This window comes from Pantoea sp. App145 (genome assembly GCF_047947045.1).
GTDB lineage: Bacteria > Pseudomonadota > Gammaproteobacteria > Enterobacterales > Enterobacteriaceae > Pantoea.
Map to the genome: position 1 here is coordinate 1,966,654 of NZ_CP133290.1, position 23,916 is coordinate 1,990,569.

Here is a 23,916-nt window from a genome sequence, read left to right on the forward strand (position 1 = left end):
CCCTGCTTTTATCGCGCCCGTCGCAGTAGCCAGATAAAATACGGCGCACCAAAGAAGGTCGCCATCAACCCGGCCGGGATTTGATCCGGAAACGCCAGCATACGCCCGCACCAGTCAGCAAACACCATCAACCCCGCCCCCAGCAGACCTGCCATTAACACCTGCGGTAAGGCACGGCGGAAGCCCAGCATGCGCACGATATGAGGGGCCATCAAACCAACAAAACTTAACGGCCCGATAGTTAAGGTCGCAGTTGCCGTCAGCGCCGCAGCCAGTAATAGCAACGCCAGACGCGATGACGTCAGCGCCATCCCCGCCGAACGCGCTGTGGCGCTACCCAGTGGCAGTAACGTCAGCCAGCGACTCGCCAGCGGTGCCAGTGCCACCAGCACCACGCCACACACCGCGCTTTGCAGCGCCTGCTGCATAGTCATGTTGTAGGTGGACCCCGAGATCCAGCTCAGCAGGCCGCCCATACGCGGATCGCCGCTCGCCATTAGCAACATCAGCAAAGTGACGAAGGCGCTGTTCAGGGCCATCCCCGCCAGCAACATGCGTTCCGGCGAAAAGCCGCCGCGGCTGGCTACCAGCATAATGGTCAGCAAGGTGACCGCCGCGCCCAGCGCACCGGCCGGCAGCAACCAGGCAACCGCATTGCCCGGCACAAAAAACATCATTACGACTACGCCACAAGCGGCACCGGAACTGATCCCCAACACTTCCGGGCTGGCCATCGGATTGCCGGTTAAACGCTGAATCAGCGCCCCGGCTACCCCGAGCATCAGCCCGACCACCATTGCGGCCAGCACACGCGGCGCGCGCCACGGCAGCAACTGATGCAACATATCTCCGCTCACCCAGGCCCAGCCGTACGCATCGCGGCCAAAGGTCACGCCGACCACTGCCAGCAACGCCAGTATCAGCAGGCCAGACAGGCACCAGCGCGCCACCACCTGACGTTCAGCCGGAACCTTGTCCCCCTGATTAAGCGGCGGAGGTACCGAGCCAGTGCGCAGACGCGGCAGCAGCCACAACAGAATCGGCACGCCAATCAGCGCGGTTGCCGTGCCAGTGGACACTTCACGCCAGTGCGTTGTCAGCCACAACACGCATTGATCCGCCAGCCACAGCAGCAGAGCACCAATCAACGGTGCCAGCAGCATCCGGCTCAGCAGGCGGCGACCACCCAGCATCTTCGCCAGCAGTGGAGCAAACAAGCCAATAAAACCGATAATACCTGCCACGTTGACCAGCTGAGCACTGAGCAGAATCGCCAGCGCCAGGGTAACCACCCGCGCCAGCGACAGCGCCAGTCCGAGATTTTTGGCAACCCCATCATCCAGCCCCATCAGGGTGAGCGGACGCAGCAACGCCAACGCCAGCACAAAGGCCAGCAGCAGACGCGGCCATAACAACGCCACGTTGCGCCCATCCAGCTGGTTCAGCGCACCGGTACTCCACAGAAACATGTTCTGCAATTGGTCGTGATTGAAGATGGCAAAGATCTGGTTGACCGCACCGGCATACAGGCTGAGCACCAGCCCGGCAAGAATCAGCGTCACCGGCGACAGTCGTTTGCCCCAGGCCACGCCAAACACCAGAATACCCACCACCACCGCCCCGCCCATCGCAGCAAATTGCTGCGTCAGCGCACCGCCGGGCAGTTGCCACAGGGTAGCGACCGTAATGCCAAGCTGGGCGCCGGAAGAGACACCTAAAGTTGTAGGTTCCGCCAGCGGGTTACGCAGCACCTGCTGAAACAACAACCCCGCCAGTCCCAGCCCGGCTCCCACCAGCAGCGCCAGCGCGAGGCGCGACTGCAAGCTGTAATGGAACACCACCTGCTGGATATTGTTGACGTCTGGCGCGACAAACGCCTGCGCCCACTCGGTCATCGGCAGCGCCTGGCGCAGGTTAACGAGGGTTAACCCCAGCGCCAGCAGAAACAAGGCACTTAAGAGCGCGACAGGGAAGAGACGATTGCGCATCAGTGCGACTCCAGCGCGTGTTCCAGCACGCGGACAAATTTCAGTGCCGACCAGGTGGCACCGTAATACCAGACGGCAGGCACACGCTGAAAATGTCCGGCGCGCACAAACGGCAGCGCCTGCCAGAGGGCTGTTGCCATCATCTCCTGCATCTGCCATTCATTATCGTGATCAAAGCAAATCACCGGCACATCCCCCACAGCAGCCAGTCGCTCAATGCCAATCACCGCGCTGCCCCAGAAGTTGGTTTCGCCCTGCCAGGCGCTTTGCAGTCCCAGCTGTTCCATCACCTCCAGAAACAGGCTGCCTTTACCAAAGGTAATGGCATGGCGGCTATCAAGGATCGACATCAGCAGGATAGGTCGCCCTCCCCAGGGTTTGAGGCGTTCACGCGCCGCCGCCAGCACGCCATCAACGTACTGCAAATGCTGCACCGCCTGTGCTTCACGACCAATACGCGCCCCGAGCACATGCAATGATTTGCGTGCGGTGCTGAGCGGTTTGCCATCGCCACTGTTCAGATCAAAGCCCATGGTGGGAGCGATGCGTGCCAGGTTAGCCGCTGAAGGACCGTAGCCGTTAGAGTGCAGGATCAAAGAAGGATTGAGCTGAGTCATCAGCTCCAGATTGGGTTCAGTGCGCAGGCCGAGATCAATTGTCCCGGCAGGCAGTGCCGGTTCCCCCACCCATACCCGGTAGTTGGATATATCCGCGACACCCAGCGGAGCTACGCCCAATGCCATCAGCAGTTCGGTGGGCAACCACTCCAGCGCCAGGATGCGCTGGGTATCCGGCAACGCCGCCTGTAACGGCATCATTTTCATTAACGGCGATAACGCCAGCGCCGCCAGCAGGCGACGGCGAGAAATATCCAGCATCGCCTGCCTCAGTAAACGAAACTGACGGGCGCACCGCCCTGCGGATGAGGCAGAATGCCCATCGGAATGCCGTAAATGCTGCCCAGCACATCAGCCTGCATGATCACTTCTGGTCCACCTTCGGCAATCATCTCGCCGCCACGTAATGCGACGAGTTGGTCGCAATAGCGCGCCGCCATATTGATATCATGCAACACCGCGATCACCGTCAAACCACGCTCCTGGCTGAGCCGCTGAATCAGCGCCAGCACTTCCACCTGATGGGCGATATCCAGCGCCGAGGTGGGTTCATCCAGCAGCAGGCAGCGGCTGTTTTGTGCCACCAGCATCGCCAGCCAGGCACGCTGACGTTCCCCCCCTGACAGGCTATCCACCAGACGCCCGGCAAAGGGTTTTAGTCCTACCAGCGCAATGGCTTCCTCCACGCGGTCGCGATCCTCCTGACCATAACGCCCCAGCGCCCCGTGCCACGGATAGCGCCCAATCGCCACCAGCTCGCGTACCGTCATCCCTTCTGCCGCCGGTAATTGCTGCGGCAAATAGGCTACCTGGCGGGCAAAATCCTTGCTGCCCCACTGATCCACCGCTTCACCGTTCAGCAACACGCGGCCTTCACTCGCAGCCTGATGGCGTCCGAGCATTTTCAGCAATGTCGATTTGCCGGAGCCGTTATGGCCGATCAACGCCGTGACTTTGCCCGGCGTAAAGGTGAGGGAAAGCGGATGGAGCAGCGTGCGCCCAGGCACGCGAAAACTGACGTTATCCAGCGTAAAGGTTGTTTCCTGGTGGTGCGGATGCTGCATGATAATCCCTGGCGTTACGGGCGCATTCCGCGCCCTTTTCTATCAGAAACGGAAGGTTGCAGTACCAACAATCTGGCGATCGGTGCCCCAGTAGCAGGCATATTCGCGGTAGCAGCTGGCGACATACTCGCGATCAAACAGGTTGTTGACGTTGATACCCAGCGACGATCCTGGCAGGCCAAAACGAGCCAGATCATATTTCACTGCCGCATCAACCACGGTATAGCCCTTCACATCGAAGTTTTGGTTAGCATTGTCGCCGGTGCTGTACAGCCCTTTGCTGGCACCGGTATAACGCACACCGGCACCCAGCGTCAGGCCAGAAAGTGCGGTTTCGTGGAAGGTATAGTCTCCCCACACGGACGCAGTTTGCTTCGGTACCTGTGCCGGGGTTTTTCCTTTCAGCGTGGTATCTTCGGTGTACTCCGCATCGGTGTAGCTATAACCCGCTGTCAGGTTGATATTGGCACTCAGCGCCGCTTTCGCTTCCAGCTCCACACCGCGTGAGCGGATCTCACCACTCTGGACGCTGAACAAAACGTTGTTCGGGTCGGCAGTCAGGTTTTTGGTTTTGGTCAGCTGATACACCGCCGCCGTCAGCACAATCGGACGATCTTTCGGTACGTATTTCACACCCGCTTCATACTGTTTCGCGCGGGAAGGATCGAACGGCTGGCCGCCTGAAGTTGTGCCTGGTGTCGGAATAAAGGATTCGCTATAGCTGAAATACGGCGCGATACCGTTATCAAACACGTAGTTGAGACCGCCACGCCAGGTAAACGCCTGATCGTGGCTTTTCACTTCGGTGTTGCCATTGCGGTTCAGCGCTGAAGTCATCGCATAATCGTAGCGACCACCCAGCGTCAGTACCCAGCGGTTCCACTCCATCTGATCCTGCGTGTAAAGGCCGGTCTGCTCCTGACGATTCAGATATTGATACAGGAAAGGTGTTCCGGTGGTGTTGTTACCGTATTGCGGGCTCACCGCGCTGATCGGATCAGCGCTGGCAAAAGCCGCATCGATATCATTGCGCGTGCGCTGGTAATCCACACCCATCAGCAGCGTATGATCCACCGCGCCGGTAGCGAATTTAGCCTGCGCCTGGGTATCCACCGCGAACTGGTTCAGCTTCTCATTCGAAATGGCCGAACCACGGGTGATTTCCTGGGTTGCGGCATCGTAACCGTTGCCGTAAATGCTGCGATAATCGGTACGCAGATCGGCATAGCGCAGATTCTGACGCACCGTCCAGGTGTCGTTGAAGCTGTGCTCAAAGCTGTAGCCCACCATTTTGGTGTTGCGCGAAATCTTGTTGCTCGGTTCGCCTTCATCAAAGTTGGTCGGCAGTTTGTACTGGCTGCCATCGGGACGAATAATCGGTACCACAGTGCCTTCACGCGGCAGCCAGCCGTAGTAGCCGGTTTCGGGTTCGTTCTGGAAGTAGGTCAGCAGATCAAAACGGGTGTTGGCATCAGGACGCCAGCTAAAGGAAGGCGCGATGGTATAGCGCTTCTCTTTGTTCATCTCCTGCTGCGCGTCCTGGCTGCGCGCCAGTCCGGTCAGGCGATAGCTGTAAACGCCGCTGTCATCCAGCGCGCCACCGAAATCAAAACCGGTGGAGAAGCGGTTATCCGTTCCCATCTGGAACTGCACTTCGCGCAAGGTTTCCTGGGTCGGGCGCTTACTCACCAGCGACACCACGCCACCTGGGTTGCTTTTACCGTACAGCACCGAAGCCGGGCCACGCAGCAATTCGGCGCGCTCAAGGAAGTAAGGATCGATGGCAAATTCGGAGTAGTTATCGCCCTGCAACTTCAGGCCATCAAGATATTGGTTGGTGTTGGTTTCGCTGAAGCCACGAATGGAGAAAGCATCGATGACATCCGAGCTGCCGCGGTTATCACTGATACCCGGGGTATAGCTGAAGGCACGTTTGACCGACTGGACATTGTGCATCGCCATCTCTTCCTGGGTGACGACAGAAATCGACTGCGGCGTCTTCTCGATCGGCGTATCGGTTTTGGTGGCCGTGGCGCTGCGTTTTGCGGCAATAGTCGGTGCCGGTCCCCAGGCACTTTCCTGTGGAGCGGCAGAACCCCCATCGGCGGTGACCACGACGGTATCTTCAGCCAGCGCTTGCGCGCTCAGGGAACCCAGGATTAAGGAAATCAGTAAAGCGAGCGGACGTTTGGTAGACGTTCCGCGCGGAAAGGAAACAGTTCGCGCATTCATATCAGGATCTCTCGAAAAAAAAGTCGGTGCAGGCGAATGTAAACGAGAATGATTATTAGAAAGGTTGGATTTTAGGCGAAACGCCGCAAGATCCGCAAGATATAAAGCCTGATGGCGGTGCGTTTGCCGCAAGTTCGTTCATTTTTGTTACGAAAAAACGGCCATAAAAAAAGGGTGCCGCAGCACCCTTTTTAAATTTCAGCAACTTAGTTATTGCCGAACATTTCTTTGATCCAGCCAGCAACGCCATTACTGTCTTTCTGTTCTTCCTGCTGCTGCTGTTGCAACTGTTGCTGCTGCTGAACCTGCTGTTGCTGTTGCTGACACAGGGAGTTCGGATCGAGCGTCCACACCGGCAAAGTGCGCCAGGTGCTGCTGCCAGAACCGCAGACAAAGTTACCGGCCGAATCAATATTCATCTGGCTGATATCTTCCGGCGGCGTCAATACCAGCGGCATCGGTGCCTGGTTATCGAGATAGCGGCGATAAAGCTGCATCGCACCACTGGCACCGTACAGTTTGGTGGTCTGGTTGTTGTCGCGGCCTACCCAGGTGATTGCCACTTCTTTGCCATCGATACCGGCAAACCAGCTATCGACCAGGTCATTGGTGGTACCGGTTTTGCCCGCCAGATGCGCATTCGGGAAACGCGCACCCAGCGCACGCGCCGTACCGTGATCCGCCACCTGCTGCATACTGTACAGCGTCAGGTACGCGGCCTGCGGCGGTTCCACACGCTGTGCCTGCGGGAAGCTTTGATACAACACGGTACCGTCTTCCGCAATCACCGAACGTACCGCCGACAGCTCAGCACGGTTGCCGCCACTGGCGATGGACTGGAACGCCTGTGCCACTTCCACCGGCGTCAGGTTAAGCGCCCCCAGCAACATCGCCGGAACCGGGTTCAGCTGGTCTTTCGGCACGCCAAGTTTAGCCCAGGTATCCACCACCGAATTCAGCCCCAGCGTCATACCGAGGTTAACCGTCGGCACGTTCATCGAGTTGGTCAGCGCATCCACCAGCATCACTTTGCCGCTGAAGCGACGATCATCGTTGAGCGGCTTCCAGACGGTACCGTTCGGCTGTTTCAGCGCGATAGGTTCATCGGCGATCCAGCTGTTGAGACGATAGCTGTTCGGCTGGCTCAGCGCGGTCAGATAGGTGGCCGGTTTTGCCAGTGAACCGATGGAACGACGCGCCTGCAACGCACGGTTATAACCGGCGAACTGCGGATCAGAGCCACCCACCATGGCGCGGACTTCACCACTGAAGCGGTCCACCACCACCATCGCGGTTTCCAGATCTTTCAGGCCGCGTTGTTTCTTCAGCGTCGGAATACCTTCTTCCACCGCTTTCTCCGCCGCATCCTGGGAAATCGGGTCCAGCGTAGTGAAGATCTTCACACCGGAGAGATCTTTCATTTTATCGCCGAGTTTGGCCTGCAACTCATTACGTACCATCTGCATAAAGGCAGGCTGTGGTGTAATCACCCCGCCCTTCGGCTGCACGCCCAGCGGACGCGCCGACAGCATGTTGTACAGCTCCTCGTCGATAATCTTTTGCTGCTGCAACAGACGCAACACCAGGTTGCGACGTTCCAGTGCCAGCTGCGGATTACGCCACGGGTTATACAACGAAGCGCCTTTCACCATCCCCACCAGCATCGCCTGCTGATCGAGACTCAGCTCATCCACCGGACGGCCAAAGTAGTACAGACTCGCCAGCGGGAAGCCGCGGATCTGATCGTTACCGGCCTGGCCAAGGTACACCTCGTTGAGGTACAGCTCCAGAATGCGGTCTTTGCTGTAGCGCGCATCCATGATTATCGCCATATAGGCTTCACGCGCTTTACGCCACAACGAACGTTCGTTGGTGAGGAACAGGTTTTTCACCAGCTGCTGCGTCAGGGTACTGCCGCCCTGCACCGCTTTACCGGCGGTGATGTTGGCGAGAAATGCACGACCGATCGAGTACGGGCTGATGCCATCGTGCTCGTAGAAGTGGCGGTCTTCGGTGGCGATCAGCGTATCAACCAGCAGATCCGGGAATCCGGCGCGCGGCACAAACAGGCGCTGTTCACCGTTCGGAGACTGCAACATGGTGATCAGTCGCGGATCGAGACGGAAGAAGCCAAAATCACGCCCGGTATCGAGATTTTTAATCTCGCTCAGTTCGTTGTTGCTGAAACTCATACGGGCACGGATCTGCCCCTCTTTGCTGTCCGGGAAATCAAACGGACGGCGCAGCAGGTCGATAGTGTTACCCTTCACGCTAAACTCGCCAGGGCGGGTAATGCGCGAGACTTCGCGGTACTGCGTGCCTTCCAGCAGCGCAATCATCTCTTTTTTGTCGTAAGGCATTCCCGGTTCGAGGCTGACCATGCGGCCATAAACGGCAGCGGGCAATTGCCACACTTTACCGTCGATACGGCTGCGGATTTCTGAGTCGAGATAGACGCCCCAGATGACCATCACCACCACAAACACCAGGAATAGTTTGATGAACCAGCCTAACCAGCGGCGTTTCGCACGCGGCGGGCGTTTTCCTTTACCTTTACGTGGCACTGGCTCACTCTCCTCGTCATCATCCTGCTCTGTATCATCATCAAGTTCCCTGCGGCGACCCCGGCGCGCGGTGCTGCGCGGTGGTTTGGGCTGTTTTCCTTTGCGCCCAATCGGTTCGCGATCGTTCCCAGACATGCTTTTATTCTCCAGGCATAGCTACGGCTGCGCCGTTACTCTAACTGCTTTCTCGTGCTGCGCATGGCAGAACCCTCTGAATTCGATACCAAAGGATCACGATGAAAATTTTTTAGTCCGCCTCGTTGGTAAGGCGTTGGCCGGATCATCCGGCCAGGGATGTTTGGGATAGCGCCCTTTCATCTCTTTCTGTACTTCAGGATATGCTCCACGCCAGAACGCCGCCAGGTCACGGGTAATCTGCAACGGCCGGTGCGCCGGTGACAGCAGCTCCAGTACCAGCGGCACCCGTCCATCAGCCACAGCCGGGTTACGCGCTTCGCCAAACATTTCCTGAATACGCACCGCTAATGCGGGTGGCTTCTCTGCATCGTAGCGGATCGGCAGGCGGCTTCCGGTCGGCACAGTGTAATGAGTTGGCAGCACACTATCCAGCCGCTGGCGTTGTGACCATGTCAGCAAATGTAATAATGCGCTGACAAGATTGACGCTCTGCAAGCCCTTCAAATCGCGCACCGTACTCATCTCCGGCAGCAGCCAGCTTTCCAGCGTATCCAGCAAGGTATCGTCATCCAGTGATGGCCAGGCCTCTTCCGGCAGCCACAACGCGGCACAATGCAAACGCAGGCGCAGCTGTTCCGCTTCCGGCGTCCAGCCCAGCACCGCCAAACCTTTTTCGCGGATCCAGCGCAGCATCGCCGCATGTAACACCTCCGGTTCCGGCCGCGTCAGCGGTTGTGCTTTCAGGACCAGCGCACCCACCACTTCACGTCGCCAGGCACGCAGCGTCCCTTTCTCTTCATCCCACTCCACATCGGTGCGCTGTTCAACCAAATGCGGGCATTGCTGGCGCAGTTGATCGATATTCACCGGCAACGCCAGCAGGATACGCGCATCGGCCGCGCTGGCCCCCTGCAATAAGGAGGGAGCAATCAGCCATTCGCTGCGGCTCAGACCGTCCTGCTCATCCAGCATCGCGCCAATACCGTTCGCCAGCTGATAACGCGCGCTGCCGCCGCGGCGCTGCGCCAGCCGGTCGGCAAATCCGGCAGCCAGTAGCGCCGGAAAACGATCCGCATCAACATTGCCGCCGCTGGCGTTGAGACGCTGCTGCCATTGACGGGCACGCCGTTGCCATATCGATTGTGGACGATGCAGCGCATCGCGCAGGTCAGCACTGCCGCTGCGCGGCGGCTCCTCCAGAATCGCCACCAATAACGCGGCGCTGGCAACGGCATTCTTATCTTGTCCGGCCGCGCACAGGATGGCGCTCAGACGGGGATCGCTGCCCAATTCCGCCATTTTGCGGCCGGTCGTGGTTAATCGCCCCGCCTCATCCAATGCCCTCAACCGGGCCAGCAACTCCCGCGCAGCGCGCAGATGGCGCGCAGGCGGCATATCCAGCCAGCTGAGTTGTGTGACATCCGGGCAGCCCCATTGCAGCAGATCGATTTGCAGCGAGGCCAGGTCACTGTGCAGGATTTCCGGCTCGCTCTGGGCCGCTGCCCTTAATGCCTGCTCCTGCGGCAGCAGATGCAGGCAGATACCCGGCTCGAGGCGTCCGGCACGCCCTGCGCGCTGCGTCATCGATGCCTGGCTGATACGCTGCGTTTGCAGCCGGGTCACGCCGCTGCGCACCTCAAACTGCGCCGCGCGCTCCAGCGCGCTATCCACCACCAGCCGGATACCTTCAATCGTCAGGCTGGTTTCCGCGATATTGGTGGCCAGCACCACTTTGCGGCGGCCCGGCGGTGACGGCAGAATCGCCCGGCGTTGCGCTTCAAGCGATAACGCGCCATATAAAGGAGAGAGATCAACGTCTTCGCTCACCCGCGCTTCCAGCTCGCGTTTGACGCGTTCGATTTCCGCCACACCCGGCAGGAACAACAACAACGACCCTTGCTCTTCACGCAGCAGCTGCGCCACTTCCCGCGCCACCGCCTCCTCAAAGCGCTGTTGATTATTCAGCGAGGCGTAACGGCGAGTCACCGGGAAACTACGGCCCTCAGAGGCGATAAACGGGGCATCCGGCAACAGGTTACGCAGGCGTTGGTTATCCAGCGTCGCCGACATCAGCAGAATCTTCAGATCATCACGTAACCCCTGCTGCACATCCAGCAGCAGCGCCAGCGCCAGATCGGCTTGCAGGCTACGCTCATGAAACTCATCGAGGATCACCAGAGAAACCCCTTCCAGCATCGGATCGCGTTGCAGCATGCGCGTCAGAATACCTTCGGTGACCACTTCCAGCCGGGTATCGGCCCCGCAGCAATTTTCCCCGCGCAGGCGATAGCCCACGGTGCCGCCCGGTTGTTCGCCGAGCAATTCCGCCAGCCGCTGTGCCACATTGCGTGCGGCCAGCCGCCGCGGTTCCAGCATAATGATGCGGCCAGGTAACTGCGCCTGTTGCAGCAGTTGTAAAGGTAGCCAGGTGGATTTACCTGCGCCGGTGGGTGCCGCCAGCAGTACCTGGGGCGACTGCGCCAGCGCGGCCAGCAGTTCAGGCAGCACCTCGCTTACCGGTAACTCACTCACACTCAACTCCGTTTCTGCCTGTGCTAAGATGGCGCGCATTGTAGCATTCCCCGCAGAGTCCATCATGGCAACGCAACGTCTGTTTTTTGCTCTCGAACTGCCCGCCGCGCTGCAACAGCAGCTGGTGCACTGGCGGGCGGAGAATTTTGCTGAAAATATCGGCAGGCCGATTGCGGCAGCGAATCTGCACCTGACGCTGGCGTTTCTCGGTGAGGTCAGCGATGACACCTCGCAACGTTTGCAGCAGCTGGCTGCGCGCATCACGCAACCCGGCTTTGCACTCGATCTGGATGATGCTGGCCATTGGCCGCGTCCCGGTGTGGTGTGGCTGGGCTGTCAGCGTCCGCCGCGCGGGTTACTGCAACTGGCGAATCTGTTGCGGGCGCAGGCGGCGCGTCACGGCTGCGCGCAAAACGCACCGTCGTTTCATCCGCACGTCACCCTGTGGCGTAACGCCACGCAAAAAGTGGCGCTTCCGCCGCGCGGCTTTCACTGGCGTGTTGATGTCAGCCATTTTGCGCTGTTTTCGTCGCGTTTCGAGAAAGGCCGCACCCATTATCAGGCGCTGGCCCGCTGGCCACTATCCGCTACCACAGGAGACTGAATGCTTTTCTCCCCGCCGCTCAAACCGGCCCGTTTAATTACCCGCTATAAGCGTTTCTTAGCGGATGTGATCACCCCCGAAGGGGAAACGCTGACCATTCATTGCGCGAATACCGGTGCCATGACCGGTTGCGCCACGCCAGGCGATACGGTGTGGTATTCCACTTCTGATAGCGTGACGCGCAAATATCCGCACAGCTGGGAGCTGACCGAAACCCAGCAGGGCCACTGGATCTGCGTCAACACCCTGCGTGCCAATCAGCTGGTGAAAGAAGCGCTGATCTCTGCTGCGATTCCAGAATTATCCTCTTATGAGCACTGCCAGCCTGAGGTAAAATACGGCACGGAAAAAAGCCGAATTGATTTCCTGTTGCGGGCGGATGACAGATCAAACTGCTATATTGAAGTCAAGTCCGTCACACTTTTACAACACGGTAAAGGCTATTTTCCGGATGCGGTGACGACTCGCGGGCAAAAGCATCTGCGCGAACTGACACAAATCGCGGCAGAAGGCCATCGAGCCGTTTTGTTGTTTGCTGTTCTGCATACGGGGATTGAGGACGTTTCCCCGGCGCGCCATATCGACGCGCAGTACGCGGAACTACTGGTACAGGCGCAGCGGCGTGGCGTGGAAGTATTGGCGTATCAGGCTCACATCTCCCCGCTAAAAATGTTACTGACGCGGCCGATAAGGGTAGAGTTGTAATATTCTTAGCAATTTGGTGTGATAGGAATGTTCCGAGTGGTGCGCTAAATACGCTGTTCCTCACAGGCTTGTCAAGGTGCGATCATGAATAATTGCCAACCTTGATTGCTTCTGCTATTTATAGCGGCCTGTTTTTTTCCCTGTTGGGAATCGATAAACCCAAAGTAACTCGGGTTGCAGGAAGACGGCCTTGCCGCATGCAATCTGAAGTATCAAGGGTAGTGCGTGTTATCCAGGAGAAACAACATGCAAGAAGGGCAAAACCGTAAAACATCGTCCCTGAGTATCCTCGCCATCGCTGGGGTGGAGCCGTATCAGGAGAAACCGGGCGAAGAGTATATGAACGAAGCCCAGCTGAACCACTTCCGCAAGATTCTGGAAGCCTGGCGCAATCAACTCAGGGATGAAGTCGACCGTACTGTGTCGCATATGCAGGATGAAGCTGCCAACTTCCCGGATCCGGTTGACCGTGCCGCGCAGGAAGAGGAATTCAGTCTGGAACTGCGTAACCGCGATCGTGAGCGTAAGCTGATCAAAAAGATCGAGAAGACGCTGAAGAAAGTGGAAGATGACGATTTCGGCTACTGCGAATCCTGCGGTGTTGAAATTGGTATTCGTCGTCTGGAAGCGCGTCCGACCGCCGATCTCTGCATTGACTGTAAAACGCTGGCAGAAATCCGCGAGAAACAGATGGCAGGCTAATGGCCGTGAACAGACTGTCACCGTACGGCAGGGAAAACCACTGTTTTCCCGCCGTGCGGTGCGCATCAAAAAATGTCTAACCTTCCCTGTATTGGGCGCTTCGCCCCCTCTCCTTCTGGTGAACTTCATTTTGGCTCGCTTATTGCAGCAACAGGCAGCTACCTGAGTGCCCGCGCACAACAGGGGCGCTGGCTGGTGCGTATTGAAGATATCGATCCACCGCGTGAAGTACCGGGTGCCGCGACCCGCATTCTGCAACAGCTGGAACATTATGGCTTGCACTGGGATGGTGAGGTGCTGTGGCAGTCACAGCGCCATGAGGCTTACCGCGCGGCGTTAAACTGGTTGCGGGAGCAGCGTCAGAGTTATTTCTGTACCTGTACGCGCAGCCGCATTCAGCAGCTGGGCGGTTTTTATGATGGCCACTGCCGCGAGTTGCAGCTGCCAGCGGAAAACGCCGCGCTGCGCCTGCGCCAGCATACGCCGGTGTATGGCTTTGACGATCGCCTGCGGGGTCATTTGCTGGCCGACACACGGTTGGCGGAAGAGGATTTTATTATCCATCGTCGCGATGGCCTGTTCGCCTATAACCTGGCTGTGGTGGTGGATGACCATTTTCAGGGCATGACCGAGATTGTACGCGGTGCCGATTTGATCGAGCCGACAGTCCGCCAGATTGCGCTGTATCAGCAGTTTGGCTGGCCGGTGCCGGAATATCTGCATCTGCCGCTGGCGGTGAATGGCGATGGCAACAAGTTATCGAAGCAAAACCATGCGCCCGCGCTGCCTGCGGGTGATCCCCGGCCACTGCTGGTGCAGGCGTTACACTTTTTGGGTCAGCCGGTATCACCAGGCTGGCAGGACGAATCGCTGGAAACCCTGCTTAAGACGGCGATTAACCAGTGGAATATCCGTCTGATCCCACTGGAGAACGCCCTGAGGCCAGTTGAAATGACAACGCCATTCTCAAATGGTTCGCAACAGGCTATGATTAGCCGCTGATTTTACTAACACCACTAATGTCACTGTCGAGGTGTCCCATTTTTACCCGAGTCGCTAATTTTTGCCGGAGAGTCCTCAAGCGTGACGAGGAGGCGCCTGAAGAGGTGGAAACCGAAAGTCTGATGACCGTTATTCCCCGTGAAAGCCACAACATCTCACGCAAAGATATCAGCGAAAATGCCCTCAAAGTGCTCTATCGCCTGAATAAAGCCGGTTACGAAGCCTACCTGGTAGGTGGCGGCGTGCGCGATTTGCTGCTGGGTAAAAAACCCAAAGATTTCGATGTCACCACCAACGCCACGCCGGAACAAATGCGTAAACTGTTCCGCAACTGTCGTCTGGTCGGACGTCGTTTCCGTCTGGCTCACGTCATGTTCGGACCGGAAGTGATTGAAGTCGCGACCTTCCGTGGCCATCACCAGATGGAAGAAGCCGAAGAAGAAGATCGCAACAGCTCACAGCGCGCGCAAAGCGGTATGCTGCTGCGCGATAACATCTTCGGCAGCATCGAAGATGATGCCCAGCGTCGCGATCTCACCATCAACAGCCTGTATTACAGCGTGGCGGATTTCACGGTGCGTGATTACGTCGGCGGTTTACAGGATTTGCAGCAGGGCGTCATTCGTATGATTGGCGATCCGGAAACGCGCTATCGCGAAGATCCGGTGCGTATGCTGCGCGTGGTGCGTTTTGCCGCCAAGCTGGAGATGAGCATTGCCGCAGAAACCGCCGAGCCGATTCCGCGCCTGGCGACGCTGTTGCATGATATTCCGCCCGCACGTCTGTTCGAAGAGTCGCTCAAGCTGCTACAGGCCGGTTACGGCTACCGCACCTATCAGATGATGCGCGAATATCAGCTGTTCCAGCCGTTGTTCCCGACGCTGACGCGCGGTTTCACCGAGCACAGCGACAGCTCAATGGAGCGTATGCTGGCACAGGTGCTGAAAAATACCGATACCCGCATTCAGAATGATATGCGCGTCAATCCGGCGTTCCTGTTTGCCGCGATGTTCTGGTATCCGCAACTGGAGTCTGCTGAGCAGATTGCCCAGGAAAGCGGCCTGACCTATTACGATGCCTTTGCGCTGGCGATGAATGAAACGCTGGATGAAGCCTGCCGCGCGCTGGCGATTCCGAAGCGTATCACTACGCTGATTCGCGATATCTGGCAGTTGCAGTTGCGCATGTCACGCCGCCACGGCAAACGTGCGTGGAAGCTGATGGAACATCCGAAATTCCGCGCCGCCTATGACCTGCTGTCATTGCGTGCCGATGTGGAAAATAACCCGGAACTGCAACGTCTGAGCCAGTGGTGGGGTGAATTCCAGGCCGCAGCACCGACGCAGCAGAAAAACATGCTGAACACGCTGGGTGACGATCCTGCGCCACGCCGTAAACCGCGTCGTCCGCGTCGCCGTGCGGCGGCACCGCGCAACAACAGCGCGCCATGACCCGCGTTTATCTCGCCTTAGGCAGTAACCTCGCCGACCCGCTGCATCAGGTTGATGCAGCGCTGGCGGCGCTGGATGCGATACCGCAAACCCGCCGCGTGGCGACGTCCTCGTTGTATCGCACCCCGCCTTATGGCCCGCCGGATCAGCCTGATTACCTCAACGCCGTGGTTGCGCTGGAAACCGGGCTTTCAGCCGAAAGCTTACTCGATCAGACCCAGCGCATTGAACTGGAACATGGCCGGGTGCGCAAAGCCGAGCGCTGGGGTCCGCGTACGCTCGATCTGGATATCTTGCTGTTTGGCGACACGGTGATTAGCACGCCACGTTTGACGGTGCCACATTACGATATGCACAACCGCGCGTTTATGCTGTTGCCGCTGCTGGAGCTCGCGCCCCAGCTCACTTTCCCCGATGGCACCCCGCTAGCCCCCCTGCTGGCTGCGCTCGATCAAAGCGAGATTCGTTTCTGGTCTGAGTAACCCCAGAATCGCACGGCAATCGTATCGCCTCCCCTTTCGATCCAGTACACTGCGCCCATCAGAAAATACTGAGAGTGTGCGATGAAACCCACAACTATCTCCCATTTGCGCCAGTGGAAAGCCAGTGGCCGCAAATTTGCCACCCTAACGGCCTACGACTTCAGCTTTGCCCGTCTGTTTGCTGACGAGGGCATTCAGGTCCTGCTGATTGGCGATTCACTTGGCATGACGGTGCAGGGCCACGAATCGACCCTGCCGGTTACCGTCAATGATATCGCCTACCACACCACAGCGGTGCGCCGTGGCGCTCCGCAAGCGCTGGTGATGGCCGATCTGCCGTTTATGAGTTATGCCACCCCGGAGCAGACTTTTGCTAACGCGGCCCAGCTGATGCGCGCCGGTGCCAATATGGTCAAACTGGAAGGCGGTGCCTGGCTGGCGGAAACCGTAAAAATGCTGACCGAGCGCGCGGTACCGGTGTGTGGTCACCTCGGCTTAACGCCGCAGTCGGTGAATATCTTCGGCGGCTATAAAGTACAGGGCCGTGACGAAGCCGGAGCGGAACGCCTGCTGGCCGATGCGCTGGCGCTGGAAGCAGCGGGTGCACAGCTGCTGGTGCTGGAGTGCGTGCCGGTGGCGCTGGCAGAACGCGTCACCAAGGCGCTCACCATCCCGGTGATTGGCATCGGTGCCGGTAACGTAACCGACGGACAGATTCTGGTGATGCATGATGCCTTTGGGATCACCGGCGGCCATATCCCGAAATTCGCTAAAAATTTCCTCGCGGAAACCGGCGACATTCGCGCTGCGATTCGCCAGTATATTGCCGAAGTTGAGGCGGGCAGTTACCCGGCCGCCGAACACAGTTTCCAGTAAATCAGGAGATGTGCAGTGCTGATCATTGAAACACTGCCGATGCTGCGTCACGAGATCCGTCGCTGGCGTCAGGAAGGCAAACGTATCGCGCTGGTGCCTACTATGGGCAACCTGCATGATGGACATATGACGCTGGTCGATGAAGCGCGCGCGCGTGCCGATATCGTGGTGACGTCGATTTTTGTTAACCCAATGCAGTTTGATCGTCCGGACGATTTAGCGCGCTACCCCCGCACTTTGCAGGATGATTGCGAAAAGCTGAATCGCCATGGCGTTGATTTGGTGTTCGCCCCTGCCCCGGCAGACGTCTACCCCAAAGGCCTCGATACCCAGACCTTCGTGGAAGTCCCGGGTCTGTCATCGCTGCTGGAAGGTGCCGCCCGTCCGGGCCATTTTCGTGGCGTCTCCACCATTGTCAGCAAGCTGTTCAACCTGGTGCAGCCGGATATTGCCTGCTTTGGTGAAAAAGATTTTCAGCAGTTGGCTATTATCCGCAAGATGGTGGCGGATATGGGTTTCGACATCGAGATTGTCGGTGTTCCCACGGTACGCGCCAAAGATGGCTTAGCCCTCAGCTCGCGTAATGGCTATCTCACCGCAGATGAGCGTACACTGGCACCCGGCTTAAGCCAGGTGATGAACAGCATGGCAGAGCGCCTCAGCAATGGCGAGCGCCATGTGGAAGAAATTATTGAACACGCCGAACAGGCGTTACGCGAGAAAGGTTTCCGCCCGGACGGGCTGGCGATTTGCGATGCCGAAACGTTGCAGGCGCTGACCGTTGATAGCAAGCAGGCCGTGATTCTGATGGCCGCGTGGCTGGGCAATGCGCGTCTGATCGATAATCAGCAAGTAGATCTGACCCAGTAAGGGATCGTTTATAGAAGGTTGTACCGCCATGATTCGTACCGTATTACAGGGCAAACTGCACCGCGTCAAAGTGACTCAGTCAGATTTGAATTACGAAGGTTCCTGCGCCATCGACCAGGACTTCCTGGATGCGTCTGGCATTCTGCAATATGAAGCCATCGACATCTACAACGTGACCAACGGCCAGCGTTTCTCTACCTACGCCATTGCCGCTGAGCGTGGCTCAAAGATTATCTCCGTCAACGGCGCGGCCGCCCGCTGTGCCTGCGAGGGCGATATTATGATCATCTGTTCTTATGTGCAGGTGGAAGATGAAGTCGCGCGTAGCTGGCAGCCGAAAGTGGCCTATTTTGAGGGCGATAACGAGATGAAGCGGATAGCCAAAGCGCTGCCGGTTCAGGTCGCCTGATACAATACGGGCGGGATGTTATCTCGCCCCATCTGATCCCGTAGCGGCGCGATTTATCGCGCGGGTTTTAAAAAAACAGCGCGATAAATCGCGCCGCTACGTCCGAGCTTCACCTTAGCTACGCAGCCCGCGTCCGCGCTGAATCAGCACATACACCACCGCGTAAAACACCACGATAAACGCCACCAGCACCGACAAGGTCAACTCCAGCGGCACATCATTGATGCCGAGAAAACCATAGCGGAAGCCACTGATCATATACACAATCGGGTTCAGTTTTGACACCATCTGCCAGAACGGTGGCAGCAGCGTCAGTGAGTAAAAGACCCCGCCCAGATAGGTTAACGGTGTCAGCACAAAGGTCGGAATCAGGCTGATATCATCAAAGGTGCGGGCAAACACCGCGTTCAGCAAACCGGCAAGCGAGAACAGAATCGCCGTCAGCAGTAACGTCAGCGCCACCATCGACCATGAATACACATGGAAGGGCACGAAAAACAGCGATATCGCCGTGACCAGAATGCCGACGCAGACGCCACGCGCCACGCCACCGCCAACATAACCCGCGATGATAATGTGCGTCGGCACCGGTGCCACCAGCAGTTCCTCAATATTGCGCTGGAACTTGGCGCTGAAGAAGGAAGAAGCCACGTTAGCGTAAGCGTTGGTGATCACCGCCATCATGATCAGGCCCGGCACGATAAATTGCATGTAGCTGAAACCATGCATATCACCGATACGCGAACCAATCAGATTGCCGAAAATAATGAAATACAGGGTCATGGTGATCACCGGCGGCACCAGCGTCTGAATCCAGATGCGGGCAAAACGGTTGATCTCTTTGGTCCAGATGCTCTTGAGCGCTACCCAATACAAATGCGTCATGCTTTCGCTCCTGTTTTTCCCTGCACCAGGCTGACAAACAGCTCCTCAAGGCGGTTAGCTTTGTTACGCATACTCAGCACCTGCACTCCCTGCGCACTCAGCTGGCTGAACACGCTGTTCAGCCCCTGCTCACGCATCACTTCCACTTCCAGTGTGGAGGTATCCACCAGACGATACTGGAAGCCTTCCAGCTGCGGCAGCGGGCTGCGTGGTGCTAAATCGAGGATAAACGTTTCGGATTGCAGCTTGGACAGCAGTCCTTTCATCGAGGTGTTTTCCACCAGTTCACCGCTCTGGATAATGCCGATATTGCGGCACAGCATTTCCGCTTCTTCCAGGTAGTGGGTGGTCAGAATGATGGTAGTGCCCCTGGCGTTTAGCTCTTTCAGGAACACCCACATCGAACGACGCAGCTCAATATCGACCCCCGCCGTCGGCTCATCAAGGATCAGCAACTTGGGTTCGTGCATCAGCGCGCGGGCAATCATCAGACGGCGTTTCATACCGCCGGACAACATCCGCGCACGTTCGTTGCGTTTACCCCAGAGATCGAGCTGTTTCAGGTATTTTTCGGCGCGCTGATTGGCTTCGCGACGTTCCACACCGTAGTAACCCGCCTGATTAACCACAATCTGTAGCACGGTTTCGAACGGGTTGAAGTTGAATTCCTGCGGCACCAGCCCGAGCTGACGCTTGGCGTTGACCACATCTTTTTCCAGGTCATAGCCAAACACGCGAACGCTGCCGCCAGATTTATTGACCAGTGAGCTGATAATGCCGATGGTGGTGGACTTACCGGCACCGTTCGGCCCCAGTAAGGCGTAAAAATCACCTGCTTCCACGCTGAGATCGATCCCTTTCAGCGCCTGTACGCCGCCAGGATAGGTCTTGATCAGCCCGGAAAGTTCCAGTGCATAAGTCATTGCGAGTCCATACCTTGTTGTAGTGACATCATTGCCTGTTGAAATGATAGTGTGCGCGAGCGGTACGTGCGCGTTCGCTGGGATAAAGGTTGTGAAATCAAAGGAGTCGGGCAGAGTCTATCACTCTGCGCGCCACAGGGAAACGCAGCAGAATGCCCGCCAGCCACTGGCCGACGGGCTGCGCATCTTATCGCAGGCGGGAAAGGTTAGCCTTGGAAGATTGTGCGGTTATTCGTCAAGCAGCACCACTTTACCGATGTACGGCAGATGGCGGTAGCGCTGGGCATAATCGATGCCAAAACCCACCACGAATTCGTCCGGGATGGAGAAACCGACGTACTCCACCGTTACCTCCACCTCACGGCGTTCCGGCTTATCCAGCAGGGTACAAATGGCCAGTGATTTGGGTTCGCGCAGGCGCAGGATCTCACGCACTTTGCTCAGGGTGTTGCCGGAATCGATGATGTCTTCAACGATCAACACGTCTTTGCCGCGAATATCTTCATCGAGATCTTTCAGGATCTTCACATCACGGGTGGTGGACATGCCGCTGCCGTAGCTGGAGGCCGTCATAAAGTCGACTTCGTGTGGCACCTCAACGGCACGGCACAAATCGGCCATAAACATAAAGGAACCGCGCAGCAGACCGACCAGCACCATTTCGCTGCCGCTGTTACGGTAGTGGTCGCTTATCTGCTTGCCCAGTTCGGCAATACGGGTTGCGATCTCCTGCTCAGAGATCATCACGTCAACGGTGTGTTTCATTGCATTCAGCCTGGGTTAGGTATCTCAGAAAGCCACGCAGTCTATCATAGTCCATTTAAGCACTGACGCCGCGCACACAACGCAAACGTTACCGTGGCGAAAAATAGTGCTCTGACGTTAACTGTATGCAAAGCCCCCGCCAAACCGGAGACGTTATGACCTCTTCATCCAGCAAAAAAACGCAGCCTGGCAATCATCATCTCCATCCGGAAACCCAGATGCTGAACTACGGTTACGATCCGCGTCTGTCCGAAGGCGCGGTGAAGCCGCCGGTGTTTCTCACCTCCACCTTTGTGTTTAACAGCGCCGAAGAGGGGAAAGATTTCTTTGATTTCGTCGCCGGACGGCGTGAACCGCCAGAAGGAAAAAGTGGCGGGCTGGTCTATTCACGTTTCAATCACCCCAATAGCGAAATTGTCGAAGACCGACTGGCGATTTACGAAGGCGCAGAAAAGGCCGCGCTGTTCTCCTCCGGCATGGCGGCCATTGCCACCACGCTGCTGACCTTCGCCCGGCCTGGTGAGGTGATTCTGCATTCCCAGCCGCTGTACGGTGGCACCGAAACCCTGCTGAGCAAAACGCTGCATAATCTGGAAATCAAAGCGGTGGGTTTTAGCGACGGCACCGATGAGGAGAAAGTCCACGAAGCGGCCAAGCTGGCCTGGCAGCGTGGGCGGGTGGCATTGATCCTGATTGAGACCCCTGCCAATCCCACCAACAGCCTGGTGGATATTAAATTGATGGTGCAGGTGGCCGAGGTGATTGCGCAGCATCAGGGATCGCGACCGATCATCGCCTGTGATAACACCCTGCTCGGTCCGTTGTTTCAGCGCCCGCTGGAACAGGGTGCCGACCTGTCGCTGTATTCACTCACCAAATACGTTGGCGGCCATTCGGATTTGATTGCCGGTGCGGTGCTGGGCAGGAAAGCGTTGATCGACCAGGTACGCTCACTACGCAGCGCGATCGGCACCCAGCTTGATCCCCACTCCAGCTGGATGATTGGCCGTTCGCTGGAAACCCTGGCGCTGCGCATGGAGAAAGCGGCGCACAATGCGGCGCGGGTGGCGGCGTTCCTGCGCGATCAACCTCAGGTGGAAAAGCTGCACTGGCTACCTTATCTGGATAAAAACAGCAGCGCAGGAGAGACCTATCGCCGCCAGTGTTTCGGCGCAGGTTCGACCTTTTCCTTTGATATTCGCGGCGGGCAGCCAGCAGCGTTTCGTTTCCTCAATGCGCTGGGGTTGTTCAAACTGGCGGTGAGTCTGGGGGGGACCGAATCGCTGGCCAGCCATCCGGCCAGCACCACCCATTCCGGGGTGGCGGCGGAGGTGCGTCAGCGCATTGGTATCACTGACGCCACCGTCCGTTTGTCGATCGGCATCGAACATGCCGATGATTTAATTGAGGATATCCGTCAGGCGCTGGCCGGTTAAGTCACGGTGAAACCCAGCATCATGCCGGTGTCCTCATGTTCCAGCAGATGGCAATGGGCCATATACGCCTGTTCAGCGCTGGCGACGTAATCGAAGCGCACCAGCACTTCACTGCGCCAGCCGTTGACGCTGACCATGTCCTTCCAGCCCTGACGATGCGGGGCTGGCGGCTTGCCGTTTTCGGACAGAATACGGAACTGGGTGCCGTGGATATGGAACGGATGCAGCATGCTGTCGCCTTCGCCGGAAATCGTCCACTTTTCCATGCTGCCGAGCTTCACATCGAACATCGGTTTGGTCATATCAAAGGCGATGCCGTTGATCTTGTTGCCATTGTGGAAATCATAACCAGCAGCCTTGCCATGGCCGCTATGATCCATCGGCATGTCACCCATATCCATCTTCATATCGCCCTGCTTTTGCCCCTGAGGCATGCTCATCGCGTGATGGCCTTCCATGCTGCCCATGGCTTTCGCGCCATAGCGATCCATCAGCGCCTGCATCCCCTGGCTATCGAGTTGCGGGTCCATCATCAGTTGCAGCCAGCGGGTTTGCAGCCCGTCGGTGGCGGGCAGCGGCGGCACATCCACCAGCTTATCCGGTAGCGAAGCGCTTGCCATCACACGTAATGGCAGGATATTCACCAGTGGCAACGGTTGATCAAACGGTGCCAACATCATGCCCATTTGCGTCACCGGCAGCGTCACCATGTCAAAGCTTTTACCGTCCGAGGTATCCACCATCACTTCAAAACGCTCGCCGGGCAGCAGTGGCAGGCTGTCCACTTTTACCGGCTCGGCCAGCAGGCCACCATCGCTGCCAATCACATACAGCGGACGCTGGTCGCTGGTGGCAATATGCAATGAACGCGCATTACAACCGTTCAGCAGACGCAGGCGTAACCAGCCACGCGGTACCGCGTGTTGCGGGTACTGCACGCCATTGGTCAGCATCATGTCGCCAAACCAGCCCACCGCCGCACGCATGACATCGAGCTGATAATCAATCCGCGTACCATCCGAACTCAGTTGCTTGTCCTGGAAAATCAGCGGTACATCGTCAACGCCCCACTGCACCGGCAAGCGCAGTTTGCCAGACGCCTCATCCTGCAACAGCACCAACCCCGCCAGCCCCTGCGCCACCTGATAGCCAGTTTTGCCATGCTGATGGGGATGAAACCAGCAGGTAGCGGCGGGTTGATCGGGCGTAAAGGTCACCTGGCGCGATGCTCCTGGTGCGATGGTCGCCTGTGGCCCCCCATCCACCGCGCCCGGAATTTCCAGCCCGTGCCAGTGCACAGTGGTGGCGTCCGGCAGACGGTTATGAATATTCACCGTGACCGGTTTACCCCGCTGAAGCACAATTGCTGGCCCAAGCAGGCTGCCGTTGTAGCCCCAGGTCGGCACCGCTTTGCCATTCCACTGGCTGGTGCCCGCCTGAGCGGTAAGGTTGTAGTTACCGTGTGCATCCGCTTCCAGCAGGTTGGGGATAGGCAGCAGCGGTCGCGTGGCGGCCATCAGCGAACGGCTCCACATGGGCAGGGCACCTGCCGCGCTGAGGGCGGCAGTCAGCTTCAGAAAATGACGACGTTGCATATTCATATCCTTATTGTGCATAAGGGCACAGCGTAAACCTTGCCCCTGCGGGAGGGTCAAGCCCTGCTGCAGAATG

General features: G+C 57.8%; 20 protein-coding genes. 10 read left to right on the forward strand and 10 right to left on the reverse strand.

The genetic code is table 11. From position 1 onward, the window contains the following. Nucleotides 1-8 precede the first annotated feature (8 nt). The 6 genes from fhuB to hrpB form a co-directional block, all read right to left on the reverse strand. Nucleotides 9-1,988, reverse strand: coding sequence for a Fe(3+)-hydroxamate ABC transporter permease FhuB (gene fhuB, locus RCF31_RS09095; protein ID WP_416413106.1), 1,980 nt, complete (start codon nucleotides 1,986-1,988; stop codon nucleotides 9-11). After that, entirely contained in the window at nucleotides 1,988-2,866 is an 879-nt protein-coding gene (gene fhuD, locus RCF31_RS09100) for a Fe(3+)-hydroxamate ABC transporter substrate-binding protein FhuD (protein ID WP_416413107.1), read from the reverse strand. The genes fhuB and fhuD overlap by 1 nt, the downstream gene beginning before the upstream one ends. An 8-nt stretch (nucleotides 2,867-2,874) precedes the next feature. Continuing rightward, nucleotides 2,875-3,669, reverse strand: coding sequence for a Fe3+-hydroxamate ABC transporter ATP-binding protein FhuC (gene fhuC / locus RCF31_RS09105; RefSeq protein ID WP_299457347.1), 795 nt, complete (start codon nucleotides 3,667-3,669; stop codon nucleotides 2,875-2,877). Nucleotides 3,670-3,711: 42 nt separating this feature from the next. Then, on the reverse strand, nucleotides 3,712-5,901 hold the full coding sequence (gene fhuA, locus RCF31_RS09110) for a ferrichrome porin FhuA (RefSeq protein ID WP_416413108.1): 2,190 nt from the start codon (nucleotides 5,899-5,901) through the stop codon (nucleotides 3,712-3,714). A 206-nt stretch (nucleotides 5,902-6,107) separates the two neighbouring features. Beyond that, nucleotides 6,108-8,600: a bifunctional glycosyl transferase/transpeptidase gene (gene mrcB / locus RCF31_RS09115; RefSeq protein WP_299457351.1), complete on the reverse strand. Its 2,493-nt coding sequence runs from the start codon at nucleotides 8,598-8,600 to the stop codon at nucleotides 6,108-6,110. A gap of 96 nt (nucleotides 8,601-8,696) precedes the next feature. Then, nucleotides 8,697-11,174 carry an ATP-dependent helicase HrpB gene (gene hrpB / locus RCF31_RS09120; RefSeq protein ID WP_416413109.1) on the reverse strand — a complete coding sequence of 826 codons (2,478 nt, stop codon included), beginning with the start codon at nucleotides 11,172-11,174 and terminating at the stop codon, nucleotides 8,697-8,699. A gap of 25 nt (nucleotides 11,175-11,199) precedes the next feature. On the opposite strand from hrpB, the gene thpR reads away from it, so the two are divergent. The 9 genes from thpR to panD all read left to right on the forward strand — a co-directional run bounded on the left by thpR (nucleotide 11,200) and on the right by panD (nucleotide 18,236). Beyond that, on the forward strand, nucleotides 11,200-11,739 hold the full coding sequence (thpR, locus tag RCF31_RS09125; RefSeq protein WP_299457353.1) for an RNA 2',3'-cyclic phosphodiesterase: 540 nt from the start codon (nucleotides 11,200-11,202) through the stop codon (nucleotides 11,737-11,739). Next, nucleotides 11,740-12,444, forward strand: a complete 705-nt coding sequence (gene sfsA / locus RCF31_RS09130; protein ID WP_313686379.1) for a DNA/RNA nuclease SfsA — start codon at nucleotides 11,740-11,742, stop codon at nucleotides 12,442-12,444. A 246-nt stretch (nucleotides 12,445-12,690) separates the two neighbouring features. Then, entirely contained in the window at nucleotides 12,691-13,146 is a 456-nt protein-coding gene (gene dksA / locus RCF31_RS09135) for an RNA polymerase-binding protein DksA (RefSeq protein WP_084872798.1), read from the forward strand. Nucleotides 13,147-13,218: 72 nt separating this feature from the next. Further along, nucleotides 13,219-14,148: a tRNA glutamyl-Q(34) synthetase GluQRS gene (gluQRS, locus tag RCF31_RS09140; RefSeq protein WP_416413110.1), complete on the forward strand. Its 930-nt coding sequence runs from the start codon at nucleotides 13,219-13,221 to the stop codon at nucleotides 14,146-14,148. A 38-nt stretch (nucleotides 14,149-14,186) separates the two neighbouring features. After that, the gene (gene pcnB, locus RCF31_RS09145) at nucleotides 14,187-15,599 is read left to right on the forward strand and encodes a polynucleotide adenylyltransferase PcnB (RefSeq protein WP_416413238.1); all 1,413 of its coding nucleotides are present in this window, start codon (nucleotides 14,187-14,189) and stop codon (nucleotides 15,597-15,599) included. Further along, a complete protein-coding gene (folK, locus tag RCF31_RS09150; RefSeq protein WP_416413111.1) occupies nucleotides 15,596-16,081 on the forward strand; it encodes a 2-amino-4-hydroxy-6-hydroxymethyldihydropteridine diphosphokinase in 486 nt (161 codons plus the stop codon). The genes pcnB and folK overlap by 4 nt, the downstream gene beginning before the upstream one ends. Nucleotides 16,082-16,162: 81 nt before the next feature. After that, nucleotides 16,163-16,957: a 3-methyl-2-oxobutanoate hydroxymethyltransferase gene (gene panB / locus RCF31_RS09155; RefSeq protein ID WP_416413112.1), complete on the forward strand. Its 795-nt coding sequence runs from the start codon at nucleotides 16,163-16,165 to the stop codon at nucleotides 16,955-16,957. A gap of 15 nt (nucleotides 16,958-16,972) precedes the next feature. After that, nucleotides 16,973-17,827, forward strand: a complete 855-nt coding sequence (gene panC / locus RCF31_RS09160; RefSeq protein WP_299457366.1) for a pantoate--beta-alanine ligase — start codon at nucleotides 16,973-16,975, stop codon at nucleotides 17,825-17,827. Nucleotides 17,828-17,855: 28 nt separating this feature from the next. Beyond that, entirely contained in the window at nucleotides 17,856-18,236 is a 381-nt protein-coding gene (panD, locus tag RCF31_RS09165) for an aspartate 1-decarboxylase (protein WP_416413113.1), read from the forward strand. A 114-nt stretch (nucleotides 18,237-18,350) separates the two neighbouring features. On the opposite strand, the gene RCF31_RS09170 is transcribed toward panD, so the two are convergent. The 3 genes from RCF31_RS09170 to hpt all read right to left on the reverse strand — a co-directional run bounded on the left by RCF31_RS09170 (nucleotide 18,351) and on the right by hpt (nucleotide 20,809). Beyond that, nucleotides 18,351-19,121, reverse strand: a complete 771-nt coding sequence (locus RCF31_RS09170) for an ABC transporter permease (RefSeq protein ID WP_084872784.1) — start codon at nucleotides 19,119-19,121, stop codon at nucleotides 18,351-18,353. Beyond that, nucleotides 19,118-20,044 carry an ABC transporter ATP-binding protein gene (locus RCF31_RS09175; protein ID WP_299457372.1) on the reverse strand — a complete coding sequence of 309 codons (927 nt, stop codon included), beginning with the start codon at nucleotides 20,042-20,044 and terminating at the stop codon, nucleotides 19,118-19,120. The genes RCF31_RS09170 and RCF31_RS09175 overlap by 4 nt, the downstream gene beginning before the upstream one ends. A 228-nt stretch (nucleotides 20,045-20,272) precedes the next feature. Continuing rightward, nucleotides 20,273-20,809: a hypoxanthine phosphoribosyltransferase gene (gene hpt / locus RCF31_RS09180; protein ID WP_299457373.1), complete on the reverse strand. Its 537-nt coding sequence runs from the start codon at nucleotides 20,807-20,809 to the stop codon at nucleotides 20,273-20,275. Between the two features lie 155 nt (nucleotides 20,810-20,964). On the opposite strand from hpt, the gene RCF31_RS09185 reads away from it, so the two are divergent. After that, the gene (locus tag RCF31_RS09185) at nucleotides 20,965-22,245 is read left to right on the forward strand and encodes a cystathionine gamma-synthase family protein (RefSeq protein WP_299457375.1); all 1,281 of its coding nucleotides are present in this window, start codon (nucleotides 20,965-20,967) and stop codon (nucleotides 22,243-22,245) included. Here the strand turns inward: RCF31_RS09185 and cueO are convergent. Further along, a complete protein-coding gene (cueO, locus tag RCF31_RS09190; protein WP_416413114.1) occupies nucleotides 22,242-23,840 on the reverse strand; it encodes a multicopper oxidase CueO in 1,599 nt (532 codons plus the stop codon). The genes RCF31_RS09185 and cueO overlap by 4 nt on opposite strands. Nucleotides 23,841-23,916: the final 76 nt, after the last annotated feature.